This is a genomic window from Gordonia cholesterolivorans, from assembly GCF_039531975.1.
Taxonomy (GTDB): domain Bacteria; phylum Actinomycetota; class Actinomycetes; order Mycobacteriales; family Mycobacteriaceae; genus Gordonia; species Gordonia sihwensis.
Genome location: NZ_BAAARB010000011.1, coordinates 68,986 through 91,499, shown reverse-complemented (window position 1 = coordinate 91,499; position 22,514 = coordinate 68,986). Strand labels below are relative to the sequence as shown.

General features: G+C 68.4%; 22 protein-coding genes. 15 read left to right on the top strand and 7 right to left on the bottom strand.

The annotated features are described in order from the left end of the window. Entirely contained in the window at nt 1–615 is a 615-nt protein-coding gene (locus ABFX36_RS11610; RefSeq protein WP_006896120.1) for a hypothetical protein, read from the bottom strand. A gap of 311 nt (nt 616–926) precedes the next feature. On the opposite strand from ABFX36_RS11610, the gene ABFX36_RS11605 reads away from it, so the two are divergent. The 7 genes from ABFX36_RS11605 to ABFX36_RS11575 are packed head-to-tail and all read left to right on the top strand — an operon-like array spanning nt 927 to nt 9,136. Continuing rightward, nucleotides 927–1,025 (top strand): potassium-transporting ATPase subunit F, encoded by a 99-nt coding sequence (locus tag ABFX36_RS11605; protein ID WP_081598092.1) that lies wholly within the window; start codon nt 927–929, stop codon nt 1,023–1,025. A gap of 12 nt (nt 1,026–1,037) precedes the next feature. Further along, on the top strand, nt 1,038–2,726 hold the full coding sequence (kdpA, locus tag ABFX36_RS11600; protein WP_346076422.1) for a potassium-transporting ATPase subunit KdpA: 1,689 nt from the start codon (nt 1,038–1,040) through the stop codon (nt 2,724–2,726). Beyond that, nucleotides 2,726–4,822 carry a potassium-transporting ATPase subunit KdpB gene (kdpB, locus tag ABFX36_RS11595; RefSeq protein WP_045538766.1) on the top strand — a complete coding sequence of 699 codons (2,097 nt, stop codon included), beginning with the start codon at nt 2,726–2,728 and terminating at the stop codon, nt 4,820–4,822. Before kdpA ends, kdpB begins: the two co-directional genes overlap by 1 nt. 4 nt (nt 4,823–4,826) lie before the next feature. Then, entirely contained in the window at nt 4,827–5,483 is a 657-nt protein-coding gene (locus ABFX36_RS11590; protein WP_346076419.1) for a potassium-transporting ATPase subunit C, read from the top strand. Nucleotides 5,484–5,493: 10 nt separating this feature from the next. After that, a complete protein-coding gene (locus ABFX36_RS11585) occupies nt 5,494–8,037 on the top strand; it encodes a sensor histidine kinase (protein WP_006896125.1) in 2,544 nt (847 codons plus the stop codon). Then, nucleotides 8,037–8,729, top strand: coding sequence for a response regulator (locus ABFX36_RS11580; RefSeq protein ID WP_006896126.1), 693 nt, complete (start codon nt 8,037–8,039; stop codon nt 8,727–8,729). Before ABFX36_RS11585 ends, ABFX36_RS11580 begins: the two co-directional genes overlap by 1 nt. Nucleotides 8,730–8,758: 29 nt before the next feature. Continuing rightward, on the top strand, nt 8,759–9,136 hold the full coding sequence (locus ABFX36_RS11575) for a PPOX class F420-dependent oxidoreductase (RefSeq protein ID WP_006896127.1): 378 nt from the start codon (nt 8,759–8,761) through the stop codon (nt 9,134–9,136). Nucleotides 9,137–9,323: 187 nt separating this feature from the next. Here ABFX36_RS11575 and ABFX36_RS11570 read toward each other — a convergent pair whose 3' ends face one another. Continuing rightward, nucleotides 9,324–10,535: a M20 family metallopeptidase gene (locus tag ABFX36_RS11570; protein WP_006896128.1), complete on the bottom strand. Its 1,212-nt coding sequence runs from the start codon at nt 10,533–10,535 to the stop codon at nt 9,324–9,326. Between the two features lie 69 nt (nt 10,536–10,604). Between ABFX36_RS11570 and ABFX36_RS11565 the strand changes: the two genes are divergently transcribed. From ABFX36_RS11565 to ABFX36_RS11555, 3 genes are read left to right on the top strand one after another with little or no spacing between them, the layout of a single operon-like run. Beyond that, complete coding sequence (locus tag ABFX36_RS11565) at nt 10,605–11,528, top strand: hypothetical protein (protein WP_006896129.1); 924 nt, start codon at nt 10,605–10,607, stop codon at nt 11,526–11,528. Nucleotides 11,529–11,581: 53 nt separating this feature from the next. Continuing rightward, on the top strand, nt 11,582–12,148 hold the full coding sequence (gene pyrE, locus ABFX36_RS11560; RefSeq protein ID WP_006896132.1) for an orotate phosphoribosyltransferase: 567 nt from the start codon (nt 11,582–11,584) through the stop codon (nt 12,146–12,148). After that, nucleotides 12,141–12,821 carry a TrmH family RNA methyltransferase gene (locus tag ABFX36_RS11555; protein ID WP_006896133.1) on the top strand — a complete coding sequence of 227 codons (681 nt, stop codon included), beginning with the start codon at nt 12,141–12,143 and terminating at the stop codon, nt 12,819–12,821. The genes pyrE and ABFX36_RS11555 overlap by 8 nt, the downstream gene beginning before the upstream one ends. Nucleotides 12,822–12,851: 30 nt before the next feature. Here the strand turns inward: ABFX36_RS11555 and ABFX36_RS11550 are convergent, their stop codons facing one another. Together ABFX36_RS11550 and ABFX36_RS11545 are read right to left on the bottom strand one after the other, a co-directional pair. Beyond that, complete coding sequence (locus tag ABFX36_RS11550) at nt 12,852–13,730, bottom strand: DUF559 domain-containing protein (protein WP_346076414.1); 879 nt, start codon at nt 13,728–13,730, stop codon at nt 12,852–12,854. A 104-nt stretch (nt 13,731–13,834) separates the two neighbouring features. Then, nucleotides 13,835–14,539 (bottom strand): DedA family protein, encoded by a 705-nt coding sequence (locus ABFX36_RS11545; protein ID WP_006896135.1) that lies wholly within the window; start codon nt 14,537–14,539, stop codon nt 13,835–13,837. 149 nt (nt 14,540–14,688) lie between these two features. On the opposite strand from ABFX36_RS11545, the gene fbaA reads away from it, so the two are divergent. Further along, nucleotides 14,689–15,723 (top strand): class II fructose-bisphosphate aldolase, encoded by a 1,035-nt coding sequence (fbaA, locus tag ABFX36_RS11540; RefSeq protein WP_006896136.1) that lies wholly within the window; start codon nt 14,689–14,691, stop codon nt 15,721–15,723. Nucleotides 15,724–15,814: 91 nt separating this feature from the next. Here fbaA and ABFX36_RS11535 read toward each other — a convergent pair whose 3' ends face one another. Further along, nucleotides 15,815–16,813 (bottom strand): Rv0361 family membrane protein, encoded by a 999-nt coding sequence (locus ABFX36_RS11535; RefSeq protein WP_346076411.1) that lies wholly within the window; start codon nt 16,811–16,813, stop codon nt 15,815–15,817. Between the two features lie 240 nt (nt 16,814–17,053). Between ABFX36_RS11535 and ABFX36_RS11530 the strand changes: the two genes are divergently transcribed. From ABFX36_RS11530 to ABFX36_RS11520, 3 genes are all read left to right on the top strand, one after another. Then, nucleotides 17,054–17,497, top strand: coding sequence for a DUF3151 domain-containing protein (locus ABFX36_RS11530; RefSeq protein WP_346076409.1), 444 nt, complete (start codon nt 17,054–17,056; stop codon nt 17,495–17,497). 20 nt (nt 17,498–17,517) lie between these two features. Further along, the gene (locus ABFX36_RS11525) at nt 17,518–18,672 is read left to right on the top strand and encodes an FUSC family protein (protein WP_411815640.1); all 1,155 of its coding nucleotides are present in this window, start codon (nt 17,518–17,520) and stop codon (nt 18,670–18,672) included. A 64-nt stretch (nt 18,673–18,736) separates the two neighbouring features. Further along, on the top strand, nt 18,737–19,669 hold the full coding sequence (locus ABFX36_RS11520) for a cation diffusion facilitator family transporter (RefSeq protein ID WP_346076407.1): 933 nt from the start codon (nt 18,737–18,739) through the stop codon (nt 19,667–19,669). Nucleotides 19,670–19,709: 40 nt separating this feature from the next. On the opposite strand, the gene ABFX36_RS11515 is transcribed toward ABFX36_RS11520, so the two are convergent. Further along, complete coding sequence (locus tag ABFX36_RS11515; protein WP_346076405.1) at nt 19,710–20,489, bottom strand: site-2 protease family protein; 780 nt, start codon at nt 20,487–20,489, stop codon at nt 19,710–19,712. Further along, nucleotides 20,486–21,142 (bottom strand): hypothetical protein, encoded by a 657-nt coding sequence (locus tag ABFX36_RS11510; protein ID WP_278125088.1) that lies wholly within the window; start codon nt 21,140–21,142, stop codon nt 20,486–20,488. The genes ABFX36_RS11515 and ABFX36_RS11510 overlap by 4 nt, the downstream gene beginning before the upstream one ends. 80 nt (nt 21,143–21,222) lie before the next feature. Here ABFX36_RS11510 and ABFX36_RS11505 point away from each other — a divergent pair, with 80 nt between their 5' ends. After that, a complete protein-coding gene (locus tag ABFX36_RS11505; protein WP_006896143.1) occupies nt 21,223–22,509 on the top strand; it encodes an adenylosuccinate synthase in 1,287 nt (428 codons plus the stop codon). Nucleotides 22,510–22,514: the final 5 nt, after the last annotated feature.

The window sequence follows — 22,514 nt, the reverse complement described above, 5'->3', positions numbered from 1 at the left end:
CTACCGCGGGCAGAAGGTCGTGGCGATCTTCATGACGGTCTCCAGCGGTGCGCCGCGGAGGCCGAGATCCCACGACACACCCTTGACGATCTGCAAGCACTGCGCGTAGTTCGAGTTCACCGAGTTGTCGACCTTCACGACGACCTTGTTGGTCCCGCCGAGGAGGTTGGTGGTGATCTGCTCGCCGGTCTCGGCGGCGTCGGACTTCGCTTCTCCGGACTTCGCGTCTCCCGGCTCGTCCGACGGCTCGGTCGCCTTGGTTCCGACGCAGGTGCCGGAGACGGTGTAGTCGGTCTTGTTGAACATTCCTGCGAAGTTCGCGATGCCGGTGTGCTGGTTCAGTGCGTTGAGCTTCACGGTGCGGGTCAACGTCTTGGTGCCGGTCTTGGCGTCCCTCCGGGTGGCGGTGACGGTGCACTGGTCCGCGTCCTTGCGGTTGATCACCATCACGTTGATCTCGTTGGTCCCGGAGGTGATCGAGACGGCTCCGGATGCCGGCTGCTGGTACCCGCCGACGACGCCGGCCGCGGCGTCGCCCGGGGCGAATGCGACCCCGACGGTCGCGGCGAGAGCGGCGGTCGCGCCGACGGTGGCCAACTGGATGCTGCGCTTCACGTGAAACTCCTGAGGGTGAGCTGGACCATGCAACTACACCGGAGACGGCGGTCCGCGCGCAAATCGCCGAGCGTGGGGGCATGCGGTGTGAACGGAGCCGTCAAGATCCTCGGCGCCGCCGTATAGATCGCGTTAAGGCATCTGGCGCAGCGCATCTCGTGCGACGAGCGTGAGGTCCGAGCCCGCCGGACCGGCGGGCCGTCGGATTGAGGAGGCCGGGAGATGGCTGACGTCGTAATGGTCTGCATCGCCGTGCTCGCGATAGCCGCGTGCGCTGGACTGCTGTTCGCACTGGAGCGGGGGACTGGGCGATGACCGGGGCTGGCACGGTGTCGGTGGTGCTGTTGATCGCCGCAATCGGCGTCGTCGGATATCTGGTGGCAGCGCTGCTGTACCCGGACAAGTTCTAGAGAGTCGGGGCATTGACTGATCTTTCGGCCGGCATTCTGCAGCTGGCAGCTGTTCTCGTCGTGCTCGCGGTGGTGTATGTGCCGCTGGGCGACTACATGGCGCGGGTGTACGAGTCCGTGAAGGACTCTCCGCCGGAGCGTCTGCTCTACCGGGTGATCGGCGTCGATCCGCGGGCGAATCAGACCTGGCGCGGCTACGCGCTGTCGGTCCTCGGATTCTCCGGTGTCTCGATCCTGGTGCTGTACGCGTTGCAGCGTCTGCAGGGGCATCTCCCGTGGTCGGACGGAAAGCCCGGCATGTCTCCGGCGGTCGCCTTCAACACCGCGATCTCGTTCGTCGCCAACACCAACTGGCAGTCGTACGAGCCCGAGACCGTCATCAGCAACCTGTCGCAGATGCTCGGCCTGGCGGTTGCGAACTTCCTGTCTGCGGCGGTCGGCATGGCCGTGGCGATCGCGCTGATCCGGGGCATCGTCAGCCGCCGGGGCAACGGAGTGCTCGGCAACTTCTGGGTCGATCTCGTGCGGGGCACCGTCCGGATTCTGCTGCCGCTGGCGCTGATCGTGGCGACGATCCTGGTTTTCCAAGGGGCGGTCCAGTCGTGGCACACGGCAGCGGAATTCACCACTGTGGACGGGACCGCGGGACGGGTCCCATTGGGTCCCTTCGCGTCCCAAGAGGCGATCAAGCTTCTCGGCACCAACGGCGGTGGAACGTACGGGGCCAACTCGGCGCACCCCTTCTCCAACCCGACGCCACTGACCAACGTGGTCCAGGTGCTGGCGATCCTGATCATTCCGGTCTGTCTCACCCGCACTTACGACACGCTGGTGCGTGATCGCCGACAGGGGCTCACGCTGCTGGGCGTGATGGCCGTCATCTGGGGCGCGATGCTGGCGCTGGTCTGGACCTTCGAGTCGCGGACCGACGGGATCGCGTCGCAGGCCGCGGGCGCCATGCTGGAGGGCAAGGAGTATCGGTTCGGGATTCCGGGCTCCGCTCTCTTCGCGGTGTCGACCACAGGCACGTCGACGGGTGCGGTGAACGCCGCTCACGACAGCTTCGCCGCAGCATCGGGCGGAGGGCTGCTCTGGAACATGCTGTTGGGCGAGGTCGCCCCCGGAGGCGTCGGCTCGGGCCTCTACGGACTCCTGGTGCTCGCGATCATCACGGTCTTCGTCGGCGGCCTGCTGGTGGGTCGGTCGCCGGAGTTCGCGGGCAAGCGGATCGGTCAGAAGGAGATCACCGTCGCCGCGCTCTACGTACTGGTGATGCCGGCGCTGGTGCTCGCGGGGTCCGCGGTGACTGTTCTTCTCGGATCCACACCGGAGGCTCTCGGCAACGACGGTGCCCGCGGCAGTGACAGTGCGATCCACGGGTTCAGCGAGATCATGTACGCATACGCGTCGGCGGCGAACAACAACGGCAGCGCGTTCGGCGGACTCGCCGCCACCAACGACTGGTTCCAGATCTCGTTGGGGCTGGCCATGCTGTTCGGCCGGCTGGTGCCGATCGTCCTGGTGCTCGCATTGGCCGGACTGCTGGCCAGGCAGAAGCCCAAACAGAACGAGACATCGGTCTCGCTGCTGCCCACCAGCGGAATCCTTTACGGCTCACTTCTTCTCGGCACCACGCTGCTGGTCGCCGGACTGACCTTCTTCCCGGCGATGGCGCTGGGACCGATCGCGGAGGCACTGTGATGACTGCGACGCAGAGCGACGAGAGTGCGAACGACACGAGCATGGCGGGGACCGGTGCATTCGACGTGAGGCAGCTCGTGTCGTCGCTGCCCCAGGCGCTGCGCAAGCTCAACCCGCGCGATCAGGCTCGCAACCCGGTGATGTTCGTGGTGTATCTCGGTGCGGCGATCACCACCGTGCTGGCCATCGTCTACCCATCGGTGTTCGCGTGGACGGTGGTGGTGTGGCTGTGGTTCACGGTGATCTTCGCGGGTCTGGCCGAGGCAGTCGCCGAGGGGCGCGGCCGAGCGCAGGCCGACAGCCTGCGGAAGGTGAAGCGCGACACCGTTGCCCGGGTTCTCGGCGACGACGGCGCCATCAGCCGGATCCCCGGGGCGGAGCTGAAGCCGGGAATGCGGATCGTGGTCGAGGCGGGCGAGACCATCGCCGGGGACGGCGATGTGGTGGAAGGCATCGCGACGGTCGACGAGTCGGCCATCACCGGGGAGTCCGCGCCGGTGGTGCGGGAGTCCGGCGGCGACCGGTCGGCGGTCACCGGGGGCACCGTCGTGCTGTCGGACCGCATCGTCGTGCAGATCACGGCCGAGCCGGGCAGCACCTTCGTCGACAGAATGATCGCGCTCGTCGAAGGTGCGTCGCGCAAGAAGACTCCCAACGAGATCGCGCTCGACATCCTGCTGACGGCGCTGACCATCATCTTCCTGCTCGCGGTGGTCGCGATCGGTCCGATGCAGAGCTATGCGGGACAAGCCGCCGACCCGGTGAAGCTGATCGCACTCCTGGTGTGCCTGATTCCGACGACGATCGGGGCGTTGCTCTCGTCCATCGGCATCGCAGGCATGGACCGGCTGGTGCAGCGCAATGTCTTGGCCATGTCGGGGCGCGCCGTGGAGGCGGCGGGCGACATCGACACCCTGCTGATGGACAAGACCGGCACCATCACCTACGGCAATCGCCGGGCCACAGAGTTCCATCCGGCAGACGGAGTGGAACTCGTGGAGCTGGCGGGCGTCGCGTACCGGTGCAGCCTGGCCGACGACACCCCGGAGGGCCGCAGCATCATCGACTTGGCGATCGAACGCTACGAGGTGACCCCGCTCGACGAGGTCTCGCTTGCCGCGGCGAGATCGGGCGCCGATCCGGGTATCACCGTGGTGCCGTTCACGGCTCAGACGCGGATGAGCGGCGTCGACGTGGACGAGAACGGGCGGCTCAGCGAATACCGCAAGGGTGCCGCAGATGCGGTCGAGAAGTGGGTCGGCGAGCTCCCGGCGCAGGTGCGCACCGACGTCGACACCATCGCCACCCGCGGCGGAACGCCGCTGGTGGTCGGCATCCGGCGAGGGCTGCGGTCGCATGTGCTCGGTGTCATCGAACTGTCGGACGTGGTGAAGCCGGGGATGACCGAGCGCTTCTCGCAGTTGCGCGCCATGGGTATCCGCACCGTGATGGTGACCGGCGACAACCCGCTAACCGCCAAGGCCATCGCCGACCAGGCGGGCGTCGACGACTTCATCGCCCAGGCCACTCCCGAGGACAAGCTCGACCTGATCAGAAAGGAGCAGTCGGGAGGCCGACTGGTCGCGATGACGGGCGACGGCACCAACGACGCTCCCGCGCTGGCTCAGGCCGACGTGGGGCTGGCGATGAACACCGGAACCATGGCGGCCAAGGAGGCCGGCAACATGGTCGACCTCGACTCCGATCCCACCAAGCTGATCGAGGTGGTGGCGATCGGAAAACAACTGCTGATCACCCGCGGCGCCCTGACCACGTTCTCGCTGGCCAACGATCTCGCGAAGTACTTCGCGATCCTGCCCGCATTGTTCAGCACGGTGTACCCGCAGCTCGACGCACTCAACATCATGCGGTTGCATTCGGCGCAGTCGGCGATCGTCTCCGCGGTCGTCTTCAATGCGCTGATCATCGTCGCGCTGATTCCGTTGTCGCTGAAGGGCGTGCGCTATCGGGCGACGAGCGCGGCCAATCTGCTGCGCCGCAACCTGCTGCTCTACGGGCTCGGCGGCGTGGTGACGCCGTTCATCGGCATCTGGCTGATCGATCTGCTCGTCCGGCTGCTGCCGGGGATGGGATGAGGACATGAAGAACGTCTTGCTCGGCCTGATCCGGCAGAGCGGTGTGGCACTGCTCGCTCTGGTCGCGTTGACCGTCGTCGTGGGCGGCCTGTATCCCGTTGCGGTCTGGGGCATCTCGCGATTCCACACGACTGCTGCCGAAGGGTCGTTCCAGTCCGACGTGCACGGTTGCCGAGCCTCCGACCTGCTCGGCGTCGACCAGCGGCCCGCGCCCGGACAGCCCGACCCGTTCCTGCACAACCGGGTCGCCGGCGGCGTCGACGACCCGATGGCGCCGGGCGATCCGGCGGCGTCGGGGGCGAGCAACCTCGGCCCGAACAGCCCCGAACTGGTCAAGATCATCGATGCCCGCCGCGCGGCGATCGCCGAGCGCGAGGGCGTGAAGCCGGCACAGGTGCCCGCCGACGCCGTCACCGCCTCGGGCTCGGGACTCGACCCCGACATCAGCGTGGAGTACGCCGCTCTGCAGGTGCCGCGGATCGCCCGGGCGTCGGGTCTGGCGCCGGAGGAGGTCCGCGAGATCATCGCCGACCACACCCGGGGCCGCCAGCTGGGTTTCCTCGGGCGGGAGCGGGTCAACGTCCAACAGGTGAACCGCGACCTGCAGAGCGCGCGCGAGACGCGGGCCGGGACAGAGCCGCATGGCACCGCCTGCCGATAGCATCGGCGACATGCCATCAGCTGAGGAACCACGGGGCCAGCTCGAGGTATTCCTCGGCTGTGCCCCGGGCGTCGGCAAGACGTACGAGATGCTGGCGCGGGCCCGCACACTCGCCGACGAGGGCGTCGATGTGGTGGTCGGGGTGGTCGAAACCCACGGGCGAGCGGCGACGGCGGCACTGCTGGACGGGCTGGAAGTGATCGATCGTGTGCCCGTCGAATACCGCGGGACCGTGCTCCTCGAAATGGATCTCGACGCGGTGCTCGCGCGTGAGCCGGAACTGGTGCTGGTCGACGAACTCGCGCATTCCAATGCGCCGGGCATGCGCCACGAGAAGCGGTGGCAGGACATCGAGGAACTCCGGGACGCGGGAATAGACGTGCTGTCCACCGTCAACATCCAGCATTTCGAAAGCCTCAACGACGTCGTCGCCCGCATCACCGGCGTCACCCAGCGCGAGACGGTGCCCGACGCGGTGGTCCGCGGCGCCGACCAGATCGAGCTCGTCGACATCGAGCCGCGTGCGCTGCGGCAGCGACTCGCCCAGGGCAAGGTGTACGACGCCGGGCGGATCGACGGCGCCCTCGCCAACTTCTTCCGGCAGGGCAATCTGACGGCGCTTCGCGAGCTGGCTCTGCTGTGGCTCGCCGATCGCGTCGACGACAAGCTCGCCGCCTACCGTGCGGCCAACGCCATCACCGAGACCTGGGAGGCGCGCGAACGGGTGGTGGTGGCGGTCACCGGCGGACCGGAATCGGCCGGGCTGATCCGCCGGGCCGGGCGGATCGCGTCGCGGTCGAGCGCCGAGTTGCTGGTGGTGCACGTGGTGCGCGGCGACGGTCTGACGAATCGGGGAGCCGCCGACGTCGGCGGCCTGCGGCAGGTGGCGGCGGGCATCGGCGCGCGCCTGTATTCGGTGGTCGGTGACGACGTCCCGGAGACGCTCCTGGAGTTCGCGCGCGCGATGAACGCGACGCAGTTGGTCCTCGGCACGTCGAGGCGGTCGCGGTGGCGGCGGCTGTTCGACGAGGGCGTCGGCGCGGCCGTGGTGCGTGACAGCGGGCGCATCGACGTCCACATGGTGACGCACGAGAAGGCTGCGGTGCGGAATCGTCTCGACATCCGCGACACGCGATTCCACCGGCCCGGCAGCTGGATTCTCGCGGTGCTCGCGCCGCTCGCACTCACCGGGGTGCTCGCGCTGACGAACGAATACCTTGGCTTCACCAGTCAGAGCGCACTGTTCTTCGTGGTGATCCTCGCGGTCGCGCTGCTCGGCGGAGTGGTGCCCGCGGCGCTGTCGGCGGTGATGTCGGGCCTGCTGCTGAACTACTTCTTCGCCGCGCCCACCTTCACGTTCACCATCGCCGAACCGGACAACATCATCACCCTCGCGGTGATGCTCATCATCGCGGTCGCGATTGCGGCACTGGTGGATTCGGCGACGGTCCGACGCAGGCAGGCACAGCGCGCAGGTCGTGACGCCGAGCTGCTGGCGCTCTTCTCCAGCGCGGTCCTCGACGGGGCGGGGGTCTCCGGGCTGCTGCAGCGGGTCCGCGAGACGTACCAGCAGACCGCGGTCGCGGTCGCGCGGAAGGACGACCGCACCGAGACGGTCGCGCATTCGGTGGGGGAGAACCCGCCGCTGACCGCGGCTGAAGCCGACACCGTCTGTCCGGCCGCCGGCGGCGAGTACCAGCTGCTGCTGCGCGGACCCGAAGTGGGAGCCGCCGACCAGCGGGTACTCGCGGCCGTCGCCAGCCAGGTGGCCGCGGCGGTCGAGCGGGACCGGCTCGAGGCCGAGGCCGCGGAGGCCGACGAGTTGGCGCGCACCGATGAGCTGCGGCGCGCGCTGCTGGCCGCGGTGAGCCACGATCTGCGGACGCCGCTCGCGGCGGCGAAGGCGGCGGCGTCGAGTCTGCGCAGCCCGGAGGTGGTGTTCAGCGAGGAGGACACCGCCGAACTGCTCGCGACGATCGAGGAGTCCGTCGATCAGCTGGCCTCGCTGGTGGGCAACCTGCTCGACTCGTCGCGGCTGGCCGCGGGAGTGGTCCGTCCCCGGCGCACCCGCACCTACTTGCCGGAGGTGATCCACCGCGCGGGCGCCGCCGTGTCGCGTCGGGCGCCGGGGACTCCGGAGATCACGGTCGACATCGGATGCGACTGGGCGGTCACCGACGCCGGACTCCTGGAGCGGGCGCTGGCCAATCTGATCGACAACGCGCTGCGCCACGGCGGCGACGCGATCGAGATCCGCACCGAGTCGGTGCCGGCCGACGACTCCGACGAGCGCCGGTGCCGAATCCGGGTGATCGATCACGGTCCCGGTATCCCGGCGGAGGAGCGGTCGCGCGTCTTCACTCCGTTCCACCAGTACGGCGACCAGAACCGGCAGACGTCGGGTGTCGGGCTCGGATTGTCGGTGGCGAGCGGGTTCGTGTCGGCGGTCGGAGGAACGCTGGCGGTGGCGCAGACTCCCGGCGGCGGGACGACGATGGTCGTGGAACTACCCGCGGAGCACGACCGGGCCGACGACCCGGAGGGAGGCGCGTGATGGCCGAACACGGGCACGTCCTCGTGGTGGACGACGAGCCGCAGTTGCTTCGAGCCTTGCGAATCAACTTGCGCGCCAGGGGCTTCGACGTGACCACGGCGGCTACCGGCGCACAGGCGCTGGAGGCGGCGAGCAAGCGGACCCCCGACGTGGTGGTCCTCGACCTCGGGCTGCCCGACATGGATGGGTTCACCGTCCTCGCCGGCCTGCGCGGGTGGACGTCGGTGCCGGTGATCGTGCTGTCGGCGCGCACCGACGCCGCCGACAAGGTGCAGGCTCTGGACGCGGGTGCGGACGACTACGTGACCAAACCCTTCGGCATGGAGGAGTTCCTCGCCCGTCTGCGCGCGGCGATCAGGCGGGGCAGCGTCGCCGGAGCACCGGCCGAGAGCCCGGTGGTGCGTGCCGGCGCGCTGGAAGTCGATCTCATGGGCAAGCGGGTCCTGCGCGACGGTGAGCCCGTGCGGCTCACACCCACCGAATGGGGTGTGCTCGAACTGCTCGTGCGCAGCGAACCGAATCTGGTGAGCCAGCGGGAGATCCTCACCACCGTGTGGGGGCCCACATACGTGAACCAGACCAACTATCTCCGCGTCTACCTGGCTGCGCTGCGGCGCAAGCTGGAGGCCGATCCGTCGCATCCGCAGCACCTCATCACCGAAGCGGGAATGGGGTATCGCTTCGTCCGGTGACGGCCGGAGATCGGCAGTACCCTCGTGCCATGACCGCCACCGTCGCCCAAGTCGCCGCCGCCAAGTACGTCATGCTGACCACCTACAAGAAGGACGGCACCCCCGTGGCATCGCCGCTGTGGGCGGCGCCCGACGGTGACGACATGCTGCTGTGGACGGTCGGCGATTCGTGGAAGGTGAAGCGGCTGCGCCGCAACAACAATGTGCTGGTCCAGGCGTGCAACGCGAGCGGGCGCAGCACCAGCGGACCTCAGGTGGCCGGGCTCGGCGAGATCGTCGACCGGCAGCGAGCCGTCGACGCGATCATCCGCAAGTACGGGCTCATCGGCCGGCTGACCATCTGGGGATCGTCGTTGCGCCGGGGCGCTTCGGCGACGGTCGGGATCCGCGTCCGCGACGTGCTGTAGATCCCCGAAGGGCCTGTCGTGCCAGCGTGCCCCAGGCCGGTTGGGCGAGCGTTCTCCAGGCTGGTTGAGCGAGCGTTCTCCAGGCTGGTTGCGCGAGGTGTCCTGAGGCTTATTGAGCGAGGGTGCCCCAGGCTTGTTGTGCGAGCTTTCTCCAGGCTTGTTGAGCGAGCGAAGCGAGTCGAAACCCTCACCCGCCCCGCGCCAGCAACGACAGCGTGACCCGCACATACGCCTGTGCGGCCGTGACGAGTTCGGACAACGACACCGATTCGTCGGGCTGATGCGCCTGCCCGTTGATGTCGCCGGGCCCCATCACGACGGTGGGGATGCCGAGGGCGGTGCTGATCCAGCCGCCGTCGCACGCGGCGGTCCAGCCGCCGACACGGGTGGGCGCCCCGGAGTCGGCGACGGCCTGCGCGGTGGCATCGACGATCGGATCGTCGGCCGGGGTGGCGAAGCCGGGCAGATACATCGTCGGAGTCACCGAGACGGCGACACCGTCGGACTCGATGCCCGCGGCGCGGATCTCCTCCGACAGGCGCCTGCCGATCTCATCGACGTCTTCGCCGGGCATCAGCCGACGGTCGACGCCCATCGCGCAGTTCGGGGCCACCACTGAGATGCCCTGTCCGCCGTCGATGGTCCCGACGTTCCACGTTCCGTAGCCGAGCAGCGGATCCGGGTCCGCGGCCATGCGGCGCTGGTCGGCGTCGATCAGCTCGATCACCCTCGCCGCGGCGAGGATCGCGCTGGCGCCGTCGCTGGGGCGGCCGGAGTGTGCGGCGCGGCCGGTCACGGCCACATCGAAGTACGACGCGCCACGGCAACCGCGAACCACCTCGAGCCGGGTGGGCTCGGCGACGATGCATCCGCGGTACTCGCCGGAAGGCGGATCGGCGACCAGATGCCTCACCCCGACCCCGTGTTCCTCCTCGTCGACGGTCACCACCAGGCGGACCGGTCCGGAGACCTCGACGCCGCCGTCGACGGCACGCGCGACGACCTTCATCGCCGCCACCACGGCGGCGATGCCGCCCTTCATGTCGGTGGCGCCGCGTCCGACGATCAGATCGCCGTCACGACGTGGCACGAACGGATCGCCCGTCCAGCCGGGCCCGGGCGGAACGACGTCGGAGTGCCCCAGGAACATCAGACCCGGGCCGGCGGCGTCGCCGTTGACCGTCGCGATCAGATTCGGCCGGCCGGGCGCGGCCTCGGAGACCTCGACGTCGAACCCCGCTTCGCGGCACGCATCGGCCAGAACCGCGACGGTCGACTCCTCGCTGCCACCTGGGTTGACGCTCGCCTCGGCGATCAGCGCACACGTCAGCGCCTCGACCTCGGCGGCGTCGACAGCGGCTGCCAGAGCGTCGACGACGTCTCGACTGACAGTCCTCATCGTCGGCCTTTCTCCTTCAGCTTCGAGTCGTCGGGCGCACAGGGAGCCCTCGATAGTAGGCTATGCCCGATGGCCATTGTGTATTTCGTGATTGCGGTGCTCGCGCTGTTGGGTGCGGGCGCCCTGTTGTGGCTGGACCGGAACCGGTCGCAACAGGTTCACCACCAGCGTGCTGTGTGGGGCGAGACGCATTCCTTCAAGTTCCGCGAGACCGACAGCAAGCTTCGCACCGTGTTCCATCGTGCCGCGATGGACGTGCCGGAGCACGTCCGGGTGCGCGATGTCGCCTACGGCGTCTACGAGGGTGCCGAAGCCGTGGTCTTCGACCTCGAAGACACGTCGACCATCGTCGCGGTGCGTCGTCCGGCCGCGTCGGCGGTGACCGTGGACCTGCGCTACGAGGATGTGCTCGCGCCCGCGGAAGACGATGTGGATCTGCTCGGCGCGATGGGATCGCGCGTCATGTTCGCGAGCAATCTCGACGCCGCACGCCGGATCTGCGACCGCCGCATGGTGACACTCGCCACCGACACCCCGGCCTACGTCGAGATCCTGTGGAACGAGGGCAACTGGGCGCTCGGCGCGATGCCGGTGACGGTGGAGGACGAGCGTCTCGACGTCGCACTCGACGCCGTTCGCCGCTTCGCGGATCTGCTGCGCGTACTGCCGCCCGCCGTGGTGCCGCAGGACGCGCCCGACCCGCGCGATCCGCACGGTCCCACCAACGAGGAACTGGCCGACGAGAAGACCGAGTCTCTGCGCGACAAGGAGCGTCGTCGCCGCATGGAGGCATCGGCATCACAGCCGGCCCCGCGGCCGGAGCCGCGCCCGTCTCGGCTGGACGCGACACCGCGCCCGCCCGACTCCGCGGGCACCTCGCGGATCGAGCCGATCCGGCGGCCTGCGCCGCGACCGGTCGCCGATCCCCGCACGTCCCGGGAGCGTTTCGCTCCGCCGGACCTTCCGCCGCTGAACGACCCGCGCGAACGCTGATCCGCCAGCCCGGACCCCTGACCTCTCGAAGCCCTCTTAGGAGCTGGTGACCCATGTCGGCATCCGATGCCACCCCCGCCGTCGACGGCGCCGCACGCGCCCGCCTCGCCGAACTGGTGACCGAACTGGCCGTCGTGCACGGCAAGGTCACGCTGTCGTCGGGCAAGGAAGCCGACTACTACGTCGACCTGCGTCGCGCGACGCTGCACTCGGAGGCCTCACGGCTGATCGGTCAGCTGATGCGAGAGCTGACCGCGGACTGGGACTACGCCTCCGTCGGCGGACTCACGCTCGGCGCGGACCCGGTCGCGACGTCGATCATGCACGCCGACGGTCGGGCCGTCGACGCGTTCGTGGTGCGCAAAGCCGCCAAGACGCACGGCATGCAGCGCCGGATCGAGGGCCCGGACATCGCGGGGCGTCGCGTGCTGGTGGTCGAAGACACGTCGACCACCGGTGCGTCGCCGTCGCAGGCGGTCGAGGCCGCGCGCGAGGCCGGTGCCGAGGTGGTCGGGGTCGCGACCGTGGTGGATCGTGCGACCGGCGCAGATGATGTCATCACCGCGCTCGGTGTGCCGTACCGGTCGCTCCTCGGGCTGGCCGACCTCGGCCTTGCCTGACCGGCCCGACGACGCCGTCGGGCCCACCGAGTGGGTCACCGGTGTCGGTCCAGCCGTCGGTGTCGGCCCGTGGCTCGAGGAATGCGAGGGACCGCTGCCCGGTGACCCCCGCTACGACCGCACGCTCCTCGCGGAGGGGGATCGGCGCAACGTCGTCGACGCCTACCGCTATTGGACCCGCGAGGCGATCGTCGCGGACCTCGACACGCGTCGCCACGAGTTCCACATCGCCATCGAGAACTGGGGACACGACGCCAACATCGGCACGGTGGTGCGGACCGCGAACGCCTTCCTCGCGGCCGAGGTGCATATCGTCGGACGCCGCCGCTGGAATCGGCGCGGCGCCATGGTCACCGACCGCTACCAGCATCTCCGGCACCACTCCACCGTCGCCGACCTCATGGAGTGGGCTCGCGCGGAGCATTTGACGGTGGTCGCTGTCGACAACACACCCGGCGCGGCGGCGCTGGAACGCACCGAACTCCCGCGGCGGTGCGTGCTGGTGTTCGGCCAGGAGGGACCCGGCGTCAGCGACGAGACGCAGGACAGCGCCGATCTCACGGTCTCCATCGCGCAGTTCGGGTCCACCCGCAGCATCAACGCGGGCGTCGCCGCGGGCATCGTCATGCACTCGTGGATCGCCCAGCACGCCGACCTCGATCAGGCGTGGTGATCGGCTTCCGGTTCGCCGTTCATCCGCGCTTCAGCCGGGGTGATTCAGCGCGTCGATCACCTGCTGGATGCAGTCTGACGGGCGGTCGTTGATCATGTGCCAGTTGAACTGCAGTTCGCGCCACCCGAGTGACTGAAGGTGGTTCGCCTTGGCGAGGTCGTTTCCGTGGCGGCGTGGATCGCGGTGAAAACTCCAGCCGGAGATCTCGACGGCCAGCCGGTGGTCGGGCCAGGCGAAGTCGAGTCGCCACCTGCCGGTCGGGAACTGCTGCACCCACCCGTCGAGTCGCCACTGCCTGAGTAAACGTGCGAAGAGTCGCTCGGCCTCGGACTCGCTGTCGGACCCCGCGATGCGGACGAGCCCGCGGGCTTCGCGGATCCCGACCAGACCGGCGTGGTCGGTGAGCGCGCGCTCCAGGTCGGCGAGCCGGACCTGCCGGGTCTGCAGCATGCGGTCGAGGAATGCGGTGCCCTCGGCGAGTTCGACAGCGGTCATCAGTGCGGTCAGCGGCTTGTGTGTCAGCGACAGCCCGCGGACCCGGGTGAGCGATTCGGGACGGTACACGCGGCGCACGGCACGGACGCCGACCGGCCACTCGAGGGAAGGCGCCTGCGACCGGCACGAGAGGGTGAGATGTGTCGGCAACTGATCCACCATGCCGTGCCACCACGCGGCGGTGGTCCGGTCGGCGACGCCGCGGTGCGCGAGAACCGCTGCGCGGACCATCGCGGCCTCAGTGAAGTCGTTCGCCGCCGATCGGTAGACGCCCCGCGCCAGGCCGGACCACTCGCCGCGCTCGATCCTGCCCTGGATCTGCCTGCGGGTCAGCCCCAGCTCGATCGCCTGCGTTGCCGTGATGACGCCGTCGTGCGCCGCCAAGTAGGCCGCGACGTCCCCTGTATCCCCCACATCTGATTAGACGCGGCGGAGTGCCGTTCGGTTCCAATGCGAATCCTGTCGAGTTGGTACCCACCACGGGTACCAACTCGACAGGATTCACGGCTCGGCCGAGATCAGTCGAGTTCGACCGGGCTCTCGCTCTTCTGGATCCGGCGGCGGCGCAGCCACTCGAAGACCATCGGCAGCACCGAGATCAGCACGATCACGATGAAGATGGGCTCGATGAGCTTCTGGATGATCTCGAACTGGCCCAGCCAGTAGCCGAGCAGGACGATGCCCGCGCCCCAGACGATCGCGCCCACCACGTTGTAGATCGTGAAGACGGCGAACTTCATCCGCGCGGCGCCGGCGACGATCGGGGCCAACGTGCGCACGATGGGTACGAAACGCGCCAGGAAGATGGTGATGGGTCCGTGCTTCTCGAAGAACTCGTGCGCCTCGTCGAGGTAGCGCTGCTTGAGGAAGCGCGCATCCGGCTTGAACATCGACGTCCCCGCGTAGCGGCCGATCCAGTAACCCACCTGGCCACCCAGGATGCCCGCGATCGGGACGCCGATCAGCAGAGGCCACAGGGTGAGGCCCGAGTCTGCGACCTTGGCTGCGTTCTCGCCCGCCTCGCCCGCGGCGATCAGACCAGCGACGAACAGCAGCGAGTCGCCCGGCAGCACCGGGAACAGGACGCCCGACTCGATGAAGATGACGAGGAGCAGACCCCAGAATGCGGCCGCTCCGAAGTACCCGATCAGATTGAACGGATCCATGAAGCCGGGCATCAGTGCCACGTTCGTCGTGGTCTCGGCAAGCAGAGTGTCGATCACAGGCCCCGATCCTACCGGCAGTCGCTTCGAGAACCCTTAACGATGTCCTTGGCAGGGGACCGGCCCGGCCCGGCGAGGCAACCGTCATACTGGATCGGACAGCTAACAATCGAGTGGAAAACATCCACTGGCTCTCTTAGGACGTGAGAATGCCTATCGCAACCCCCGAGAAGTACGCCGAGATGCTGGCCAAGGCCAAGGCGGACGGTTACGCGTTCCCTGCCATCAACTGCACCTCGTCGGAGACCGTCAACGCGGCCATCAAGGGATTCGCCGATGCCGGCAGCGACGGCATCATCCAGTTCTCGACCGGCGGTGCTGAGTTCGGTTCGGGTCTGGGTGTCAAGGACATGGTCACCGGTGCCGTCGCCCTCGCCGAGTTCGCCCACGTCGTCGCCGAGAAGTACGACGTCACCATCGCGCTGCACACCGACCACTGCCCCAAGGACAAGCTCGACGGCTTCGTCCGACCGCTGATCGAGATCTCCCGCGAGCGTGTCGCGAAGGGGCAGAACCCGCTGTTCCAGTCGCATATGTGGGACGGCTCGGCCATCCCGATCGACGAGAACCTCGAGATCGCGAAGGAACTGCTCGCCAAGACCAAGGAGGCGAACATCATCCTCGAGGTGGAGATCGGCGTCGTCGGCGGCGAAGAGGACGGCGTCGAGAACGCCATCAACGACAAGCTCTACACCTCGGTCGAGGACTTCGAGAAGACCGTCGACGCGCTCGGTACCGGCGAGAACGGTAAGTACCTGCTCGCCGCCACGTTCGGCAACGTCCACGGCGTCTACAAGCCGGGCAATGTGAAGCTGCGCCCCGAGGTCCTCAAGGAGGGCCAGGACGCCGCGGTCGCCAAGCTCGGTCTCGACGCGTCGGCCAAGCCCTTCGACTTCGTCTTCCACGGCGGCTCCGGCTCGCTCAAGAGCGAGATCGAGGAGGCCGTCAGCTACGGCGTCATCAAGATGAACGTCGACACCGACACCCAGTACGCGTTCACCCGCCCGGTGGCCGGTCACATGATGACCAACTACGACGGTGTGCTCAAGGTGGACGGTGAGGTCGGCAACAAGAAGGTCTACGACCCGCGCAGCTACCTGAAGAAGGCAGAGGCGTCGATGGCCGAGCGCGTGGTCGAGGCGTGCAACGACCTCGGGTCATCCGGCAAGTCGATCGGCCGCTGACCGGCCGGGCCGACGCGCCCGATACGAGACGAGACGGTCCCCCGGAGCGATGCTCCGGGGGACCGTCTCGTGAAGTGCGGGACCGCGGGCGTTACGGCTTCAGGCAGACCTTCCATTCACCGTCGATCTGGTGAAGCGTGATCTGCGCGGGCGCGGTCTTCGAAGGATCGTTGCTCGGGTACATGTCGACGCCGACGCGTGCGGTGTCACCGTTGATCTGGACGGCCTTGACGTCGTCGAAGGTCATCAGCTCATTGCGGTTCTTCTGGGCTTCGAAGGCCTTCTGGAAGTCGGCGTCGGAGACCTTGGAGTAGTACGCGTAATCCGCGCCGCAGGTCACCTCGCGCAGCTTGTCGAGGTCACCCGAGGTCATCGCGCTCCGGTAGTCCTTGGCGGCGTCGGCCACCTTGTGCTCCGGTGAGCTGCCGACCAGCGCATACCAGAGGCCGACCGCGATCGCCGCGATGACGATGACCGCGGCGACGAGGAGGCCGATCAGCTTGCCACGGCTGCGCTTGCGCTGCGTTTCGGCCGGCGCGACCACCTGCGGCGCGGGCTTGGCCTGTGCGGGCCGACCCGCAGGTGCGGCGGCGGCACCGGCTGCTGCGGCTCCGGCTGCGACAGCCGCGGGCACCGCCATCTCGGTGGTCGGCGCCTCCGATGCCGGCACCTCGACGGGCTGATCGGCCGGGGCGGCGACCACGACGGTCGGGGCCGAGGCTGCATCCGTGTCGGAGGGCGCCTCGCCACTGGTGGCCTCGGCTGCGGCCTCGTCACCGGTGGCCGTCGGCGTCGCGGACTGATCGTCGGCGGGCAGGTCGATGGACTGCTCCACCAGATCGGCCTTCACCAGATCGACCTTCGCGTCGGTGCCGGCGTCCACCGCGTCACCGGCGGCCGCGTCGCCGGCCGAGAGCGCGTCTCCGACAACGGTCTCTTCGACGAGTGCGCCCTCCGCCTGCGGCGTCGCTCCCTGCGGGGCGGCCTGAGCCGGAATCTTGAAGGCCTTGGTGGGCGTCTCGGAATTGCCGCCGCCCTGAGGAGCCGGGGCGTCCTCGAGCTTCTTGACCGGGGTCGGCTCTGCAGTCATCTGTGCGTCTGTTTCCTTCGTGTCTGTTTCCTTCGTATCCGCTTTGCCCTGCTCGCGCTGGGCACGGAAAGCACCGACCACCTTCTCGATGGCAGCCGAAGTGTCTTTGTCCGAATCAGACATCTGCTCAATTTCCAATGTTCGTCGGGGACAGTACTGCTAGACGCGCAGCGTCAGGATATCGGACCTGTCGGTCTCGAGCTTCTCCGGAGCGTCCCACTCAGGTGATTGAATGATTACGTGACGTCATTTGGAGATCTCCTCGGACCCCCGCCCACCCTGCTGCCGGGAGACGACGAAGCGGAGTCGGCTCTGCTGAACGGAACCGATCCTGCGGCCGTCGCCGCCGCGCACCCGTCGGCCTCGATCGCCTGGGCCCATCTGGCCGAGGCGGCGCTCGACGGCGCGTTGGACGGCCCCGAACCGGACATCGCACGGGTCGTGGCCGCATACGCCTACGCTCGCACCGGTTACCACCGCGGCCTCGACCAACTGCGGCGCAACGGCTGGAAGGGTTTCGGTCCCGTCCCGTGGAGCCATGAGGAGAACCGCGGCTTCCTGCGCTGTGTGGGGGCGCTGGCACGTGCCGCGCAAGCCGTCGGCGAGGAGGACGAGTACTTGCGGTGCCTCGACCTGTTGAACGACAGCGATCCCCGCTCGATCGCCGAACTGGGGCTGGACTGACACCGACGGTCGTGGTGTGAGTGCACGAGGCCGCTGAAGAACCGGAGTCCAAGGCGTCGTTCCGCGACCTGGGGTCGCAGGGCGTGCAGCGACTGCCGTCGGTCCTGCGCGTTCGGGTGCGCAGACTGTGGCTGTCGCTGGTGCCGATCGCGCAGTGCGCCATCGCCGCGGGGCTGGCCTGGTTCGTGGCCTTCGATCTACTTCACCACGCTCGGCCGTTCTTCGCGCCGATCGCGGCGGTGGTGTCCCTCGGGCTGTCGCTGGCCCGCCGCTGGCGTCGCTCGGCGGAGCTGATCGTCGGGGTCTCCATCGGGATCCTCGTCGGCGACCTGGTGGTGACCCAGATCGGATCCGGTGCGTGGCAGATCACGGTTGTGGTCGCGGCGGCGATGGCCCTCGCGGTGTTCGTCGACGGCGGCCCGATGCTCCCGACCCAGGCGGCGTCGTCGGCGGTGCTCATCGCAACACTGCTGCCGCCCGGCGGTGCGGCGAGCTATCAGCGTGCGGTCGACGCGCTGGTGGGCGGCTGCATCGGCCTGCTCGTGGGGGCGCTGGTGCCGGTGAATCCGGCTCGGCGGGCGCGCCGCGACGCCGCGGGCATTCTCAACACGCTGCGCGATCTGAGCCACGACCTCGCCGAGGCGCTCCGCGCGCGGGACGAGGACGCGGTCTATCGGGTCCTTGCGGCGGCCCGTGGCACCCAGCCCGCCGTCGACGGCCTCCGGGCCGACATTCTGGCCGGGCGTGAGGTCGGGACCCTCTCACCGCTGTACTGGGCTTCGCGCGACCGTTTGCGCAAGATCGCCGCGACCGCCGATCCGATCGACAACGCGGTCCGCAACTTCCGCGTGGTCACGCGGCGGGCGCTGGGGCTGACGCAGCGCGGGGTGGCGGTGGAAGAGCCGATGATCGACATCATCGAGGACATCGGCGGACTGTTCGAGACTCTGCGCGCGATGATGCTCGCCGAGCCCGGTCAGCCGCCGGATCCGGCAGACGCCGCGCGCGAGGTGCGCTCGGTGGTGCGCAGAGCGCGCACGTCGCTGGCCGACCACGTCGAGGACCTCTCGGAGGCCGCGCTGCTGGTGGAGTTGCGCTCGCTTCTGGTGGATCTGTTGATGGTCGCCGGACTCAAGCGTTCGTCCGCCATCGCGCAGTTGCACCTGAACAGATGAGTACTCGAGATCACCAGACGCAGCACTCTTGTCATATATGCGAAAGTTCGCATATATTGAGGTCATGGGTACTGATCACGAACACGGCCACAGTCACGGCCCGACCGCGGCAGACCTGGCACGACCGGACGCGGGGCACCGGCGGATCTGGCCGCTGGCGGTGTCGCTGGGCCTGATCGGCACGTTCTTCGTCGTCGAACTGGTCACCGGCTTGCTGTTCGGCTCGCTCGCCCTCGTCGCCGACGCCGGGCACATGGCGACCGATCTGGTGGCATTGACGATGGGGCTGGTGGCACTGTTGCTCGCCCGCCACGGCCGGGTGACCGACGGCCGCAGCTTCGGCTGGTACCGCGCGGAGGTGTTCACCGCGGTCCTCAACGCCGTGCTGCTGCTGGGCGTCGGCGTCTACGTGCTGTACGAGGCCGTCGTCCGACTCGGGACGAATCCGGAGGTGCCCGGCGGGCCGATGATCGTGGTGGCGCTGCTGGGGCTGGCCGCCAACGTGATCGTCATGTACCTGCTGCGGGCCGACTCGGGCACGTCGCTCGCGATTCGCGGGGCCTATCTGGAAGTGCTCGCCGACGCGGTCGGCAGCGTCGGGGTGCTCATCGCCGGTGTGGTCGCGATGACCACCGGCTGGGGATATGCGGACCTGATCGTCGCGGTCTTCATCGCCCTGTGGGTGGTGCCGCGCGCGGTGAAGCTCGCGCTCGACGCACTCAAGATCCTGAACCAGCAGGCGCCGTCCCACGTCGACCTGGACGAACTGCGTGCCGACCTCGCCGCCCTGCCCGAGGTGCAGGACGTGCACGACTTGCACGTGTGGTCGGTGACGACGGGCATGGACGTGGCGACGGTGCATCTGAGCAGCACCGGAGATCACTGTGCCGCGCTGACCGCCGCGCAGCGGGTCTTCGCCGAACGCGGCCTCGAGCACGCCACAGTCCAGGTGGAACGTCCCGGCGATCGCTCCCAATGCGAAAGTCTCACCTGGTGAGAGCGGACTGAACGTCTCGACCCGAAGTGCGGAGCAGCGCCTACAGCCAGAACGCGAACAAGCGGATCCCGTACGAGACGAACGCCGGGCTGATTCCGAAGGCCTCGAACGCGTGGTAGACGAGGCCGAAGAACGCGGAGTTCAGCTGCGGGATGAACAGCAGCAGGAACAGGATCAGGAAGCCGAAGGGTGCGATCTTCTCCGCCGCCTGACGGATGTTCGCAGGCAGATGCGGTTCGAGCGCGCCGTAACCGTCGAACCCGGGCACGGGCAGGATGTTGAGCAGCGTCGCCGACAACTGCAGGAATGCCAGTGCGGCGGTGGCGGCCCAGAGGTTCAGGTTCGCGGTGGTGGGAGTGGTCGACGCGAGTGCCGCCAGCAGCGCCAGTCCGAGGACCAGGTTGGTCGCCGGGCCGGCCAGCGACACCTTGGTGCGCTGCGCGGGGGTGAAGGCCGCGGTGTTGAGGTAGACGGCTCCGCCGGGGAAGCCGATGCCGCCGAGCGCGACGATCAGCAGCGGCAGCGCGATCGACAGCCCCGCGTGGGTGTACTTGCGCGGATCGAGAGTCAGATACCCGCGGACTTCGGTCGACCGATCGCCGTAGCGGAAGGCGGTGAACGCGTGCGCGAACTCGTGCAGAGACAACGAGATCACCCATCCGCTCAGCACGAAGAGCAGGGCGCCGAACATGCCGAGTGCGCTGCGTTCCGCGCCGGACCGCAGCAGCAGGTACACGCCGACGGCGAAGGCCGCGCACAGCCCGAGGAACACCGGTCCGGGTCGAACGGACTTGAGGGCCGCGGTGGTCGGGGTGGTCACGGTCGCACCAGTCTCCAGTCGATGTGATGCCGATAGAAGGTGGATCGCTTCACGACGCGGTCGGTCAGTTCGCCTTCGCGCTCGACCACGAGGTTGGTGCCTCCGGTCTGAACCGCCCGGCCGCTCTTCCATCCGCCGGGCAGTGCCCGGGCGCGGCGGCCGCGGACTCCGGGTTCGACGGTCAGTGGCTCGATCTCCACCGCGCGGACGGTGCCGTCGAAGATCGTCGCTGAGTCGGCGATGCACTCGCCGTGCAGTTTCTCGCCCGCTGCCCCCAGATGCCGTGCCCGTCCGACGAGGACTGTCGCGGCGTCGTCTCGGATGAGTGGAAGCTGCTGCGCCGTACCGGTTTCGGCGAGACGCATCGCGGCATCGCCGTGCGGTAGGCCGTAGTTCCCGGTAGCGGCGGTGGCGTGCGGTGCGACGTAGGCCACCTCGACGTCGAGACGTTCGAGCTTCATCAGGGCGGCGACGACCCGCGCCAAGAACGCGTCCGGCGCCATCGCATCGGAGTCGGTGGGGGCCACCACGATCCGGGGGACGGCGCCGGCGGAGGAGCCGGCCGACGGGTCGTCGAGCAGGCCGGCGAGGCGGCGGGTCAGGGCGGACGGTACTTCGTCGCCGGGGCTGACCGTGATCAGCAGAGAGGGCACCTACCCAGGCTATACGGCAGCGGGGACCAACATTTCGACCGCGACCCAGTAGGGTGGGCACGTTAGGAGGAGCACCTGATATGGCTGCGATTGTGCTGATCGGCGCCCAGTGGGGCGACGAAGGCAAGGGTAAAGCGACGGATCTGCTGGGCGGGAAGCTGCAGTGGGTGGTGCGCTACCAGGGCGGAAACAACGCGGGACACACTGTGGTCCTGCCGAACGGTGAGCAGTTCGCGCTGCACTTGATTCCGTCGGGGATTCTGACGCCCGGTGTCAAGAACGTCATCGGCAACGGCGTCGTCGTCGACCCGAGCGTTCTGCTCACCGAGCTCAAGGGGCTGGAGGACCGCGGCGTCGACACGACTTCGCTGATGCTGTCGGCCGACGCGCATCTGCTGATGCCGTACCACGTCGCCATCGACAAGGTCACCGAGCGCTTCCTGGGCAACAGCAAGATCGGTACCACCGGTCGCGGCATCGGGCCCTGCTATCAGGACAAGATCGCCCGCGTGGGCGTCCGCGTGGCCGACGTGCTCGACGAGAAGATCCTCGCGCAGAAGGTCGAGGCCGCGCTCGAGATCAAGAATCAGATCCTCACCAAGATCTACAACCGCAAGGGTCTCGACCCGCAGCAGGTGGTGGACGAGACGCTGGAGCTGGCCGAGGGGTTCAAGCACCGGATCGCCGATACCCAGCTGTTGCTGAACCAGGCGCTCGAACGCGGTGAGACCGTGTTGCTCGAAGGTTCGCAGGGCACGCTGCTCGACGTGGACCACGGCACTTACCCGTACGTGACGTCGTCCAATCCGACCGCCGGCGGCGCGTCGGTGGGCGCGGGCATCGGGCCCACCAAGATCACGACGGTCCTGGGCATTCTGAAGGCGTACACCACGCGCGTCGGTGAGGGCCCGTTCCCCACGGAGCTCTTCGACGAGTGGGGCGAGTACCTGGCCAAGACCGGTGGCGAGGTCGGCGTGACCACCGGACGTGCCCGTCGCTGCGGTTGGTTCGACGCCGTCATCGCGCGGTATGCGACCCGCGTCAACGGCATCACCGACTACTTCCTCACCAAGCTCGACGTGCTGTCGAGTCTGGAAGAGGTCCCGATCTGCGTGGCCTACGAGGTCGACGGCGAGCGGGTGGAGGACTGGCCGATGACACAGACCGGCATCCATCACGCCAAGCCGATCTACGAGACGATGCCCGGTTGGTGGGAGGACATCTCCGGCTGCCGTACCTTCGACGAACTGCCCCAGAATGCGCAGAACTACATCCACCGGCTCGAGGAGTTGTCGGGTGCGCGCATCTCGTGCATCGGCGTCGGCCCCGGGCGTGACGAGACGATCGTCCGGCATCAGCTCGTCTGACCGGC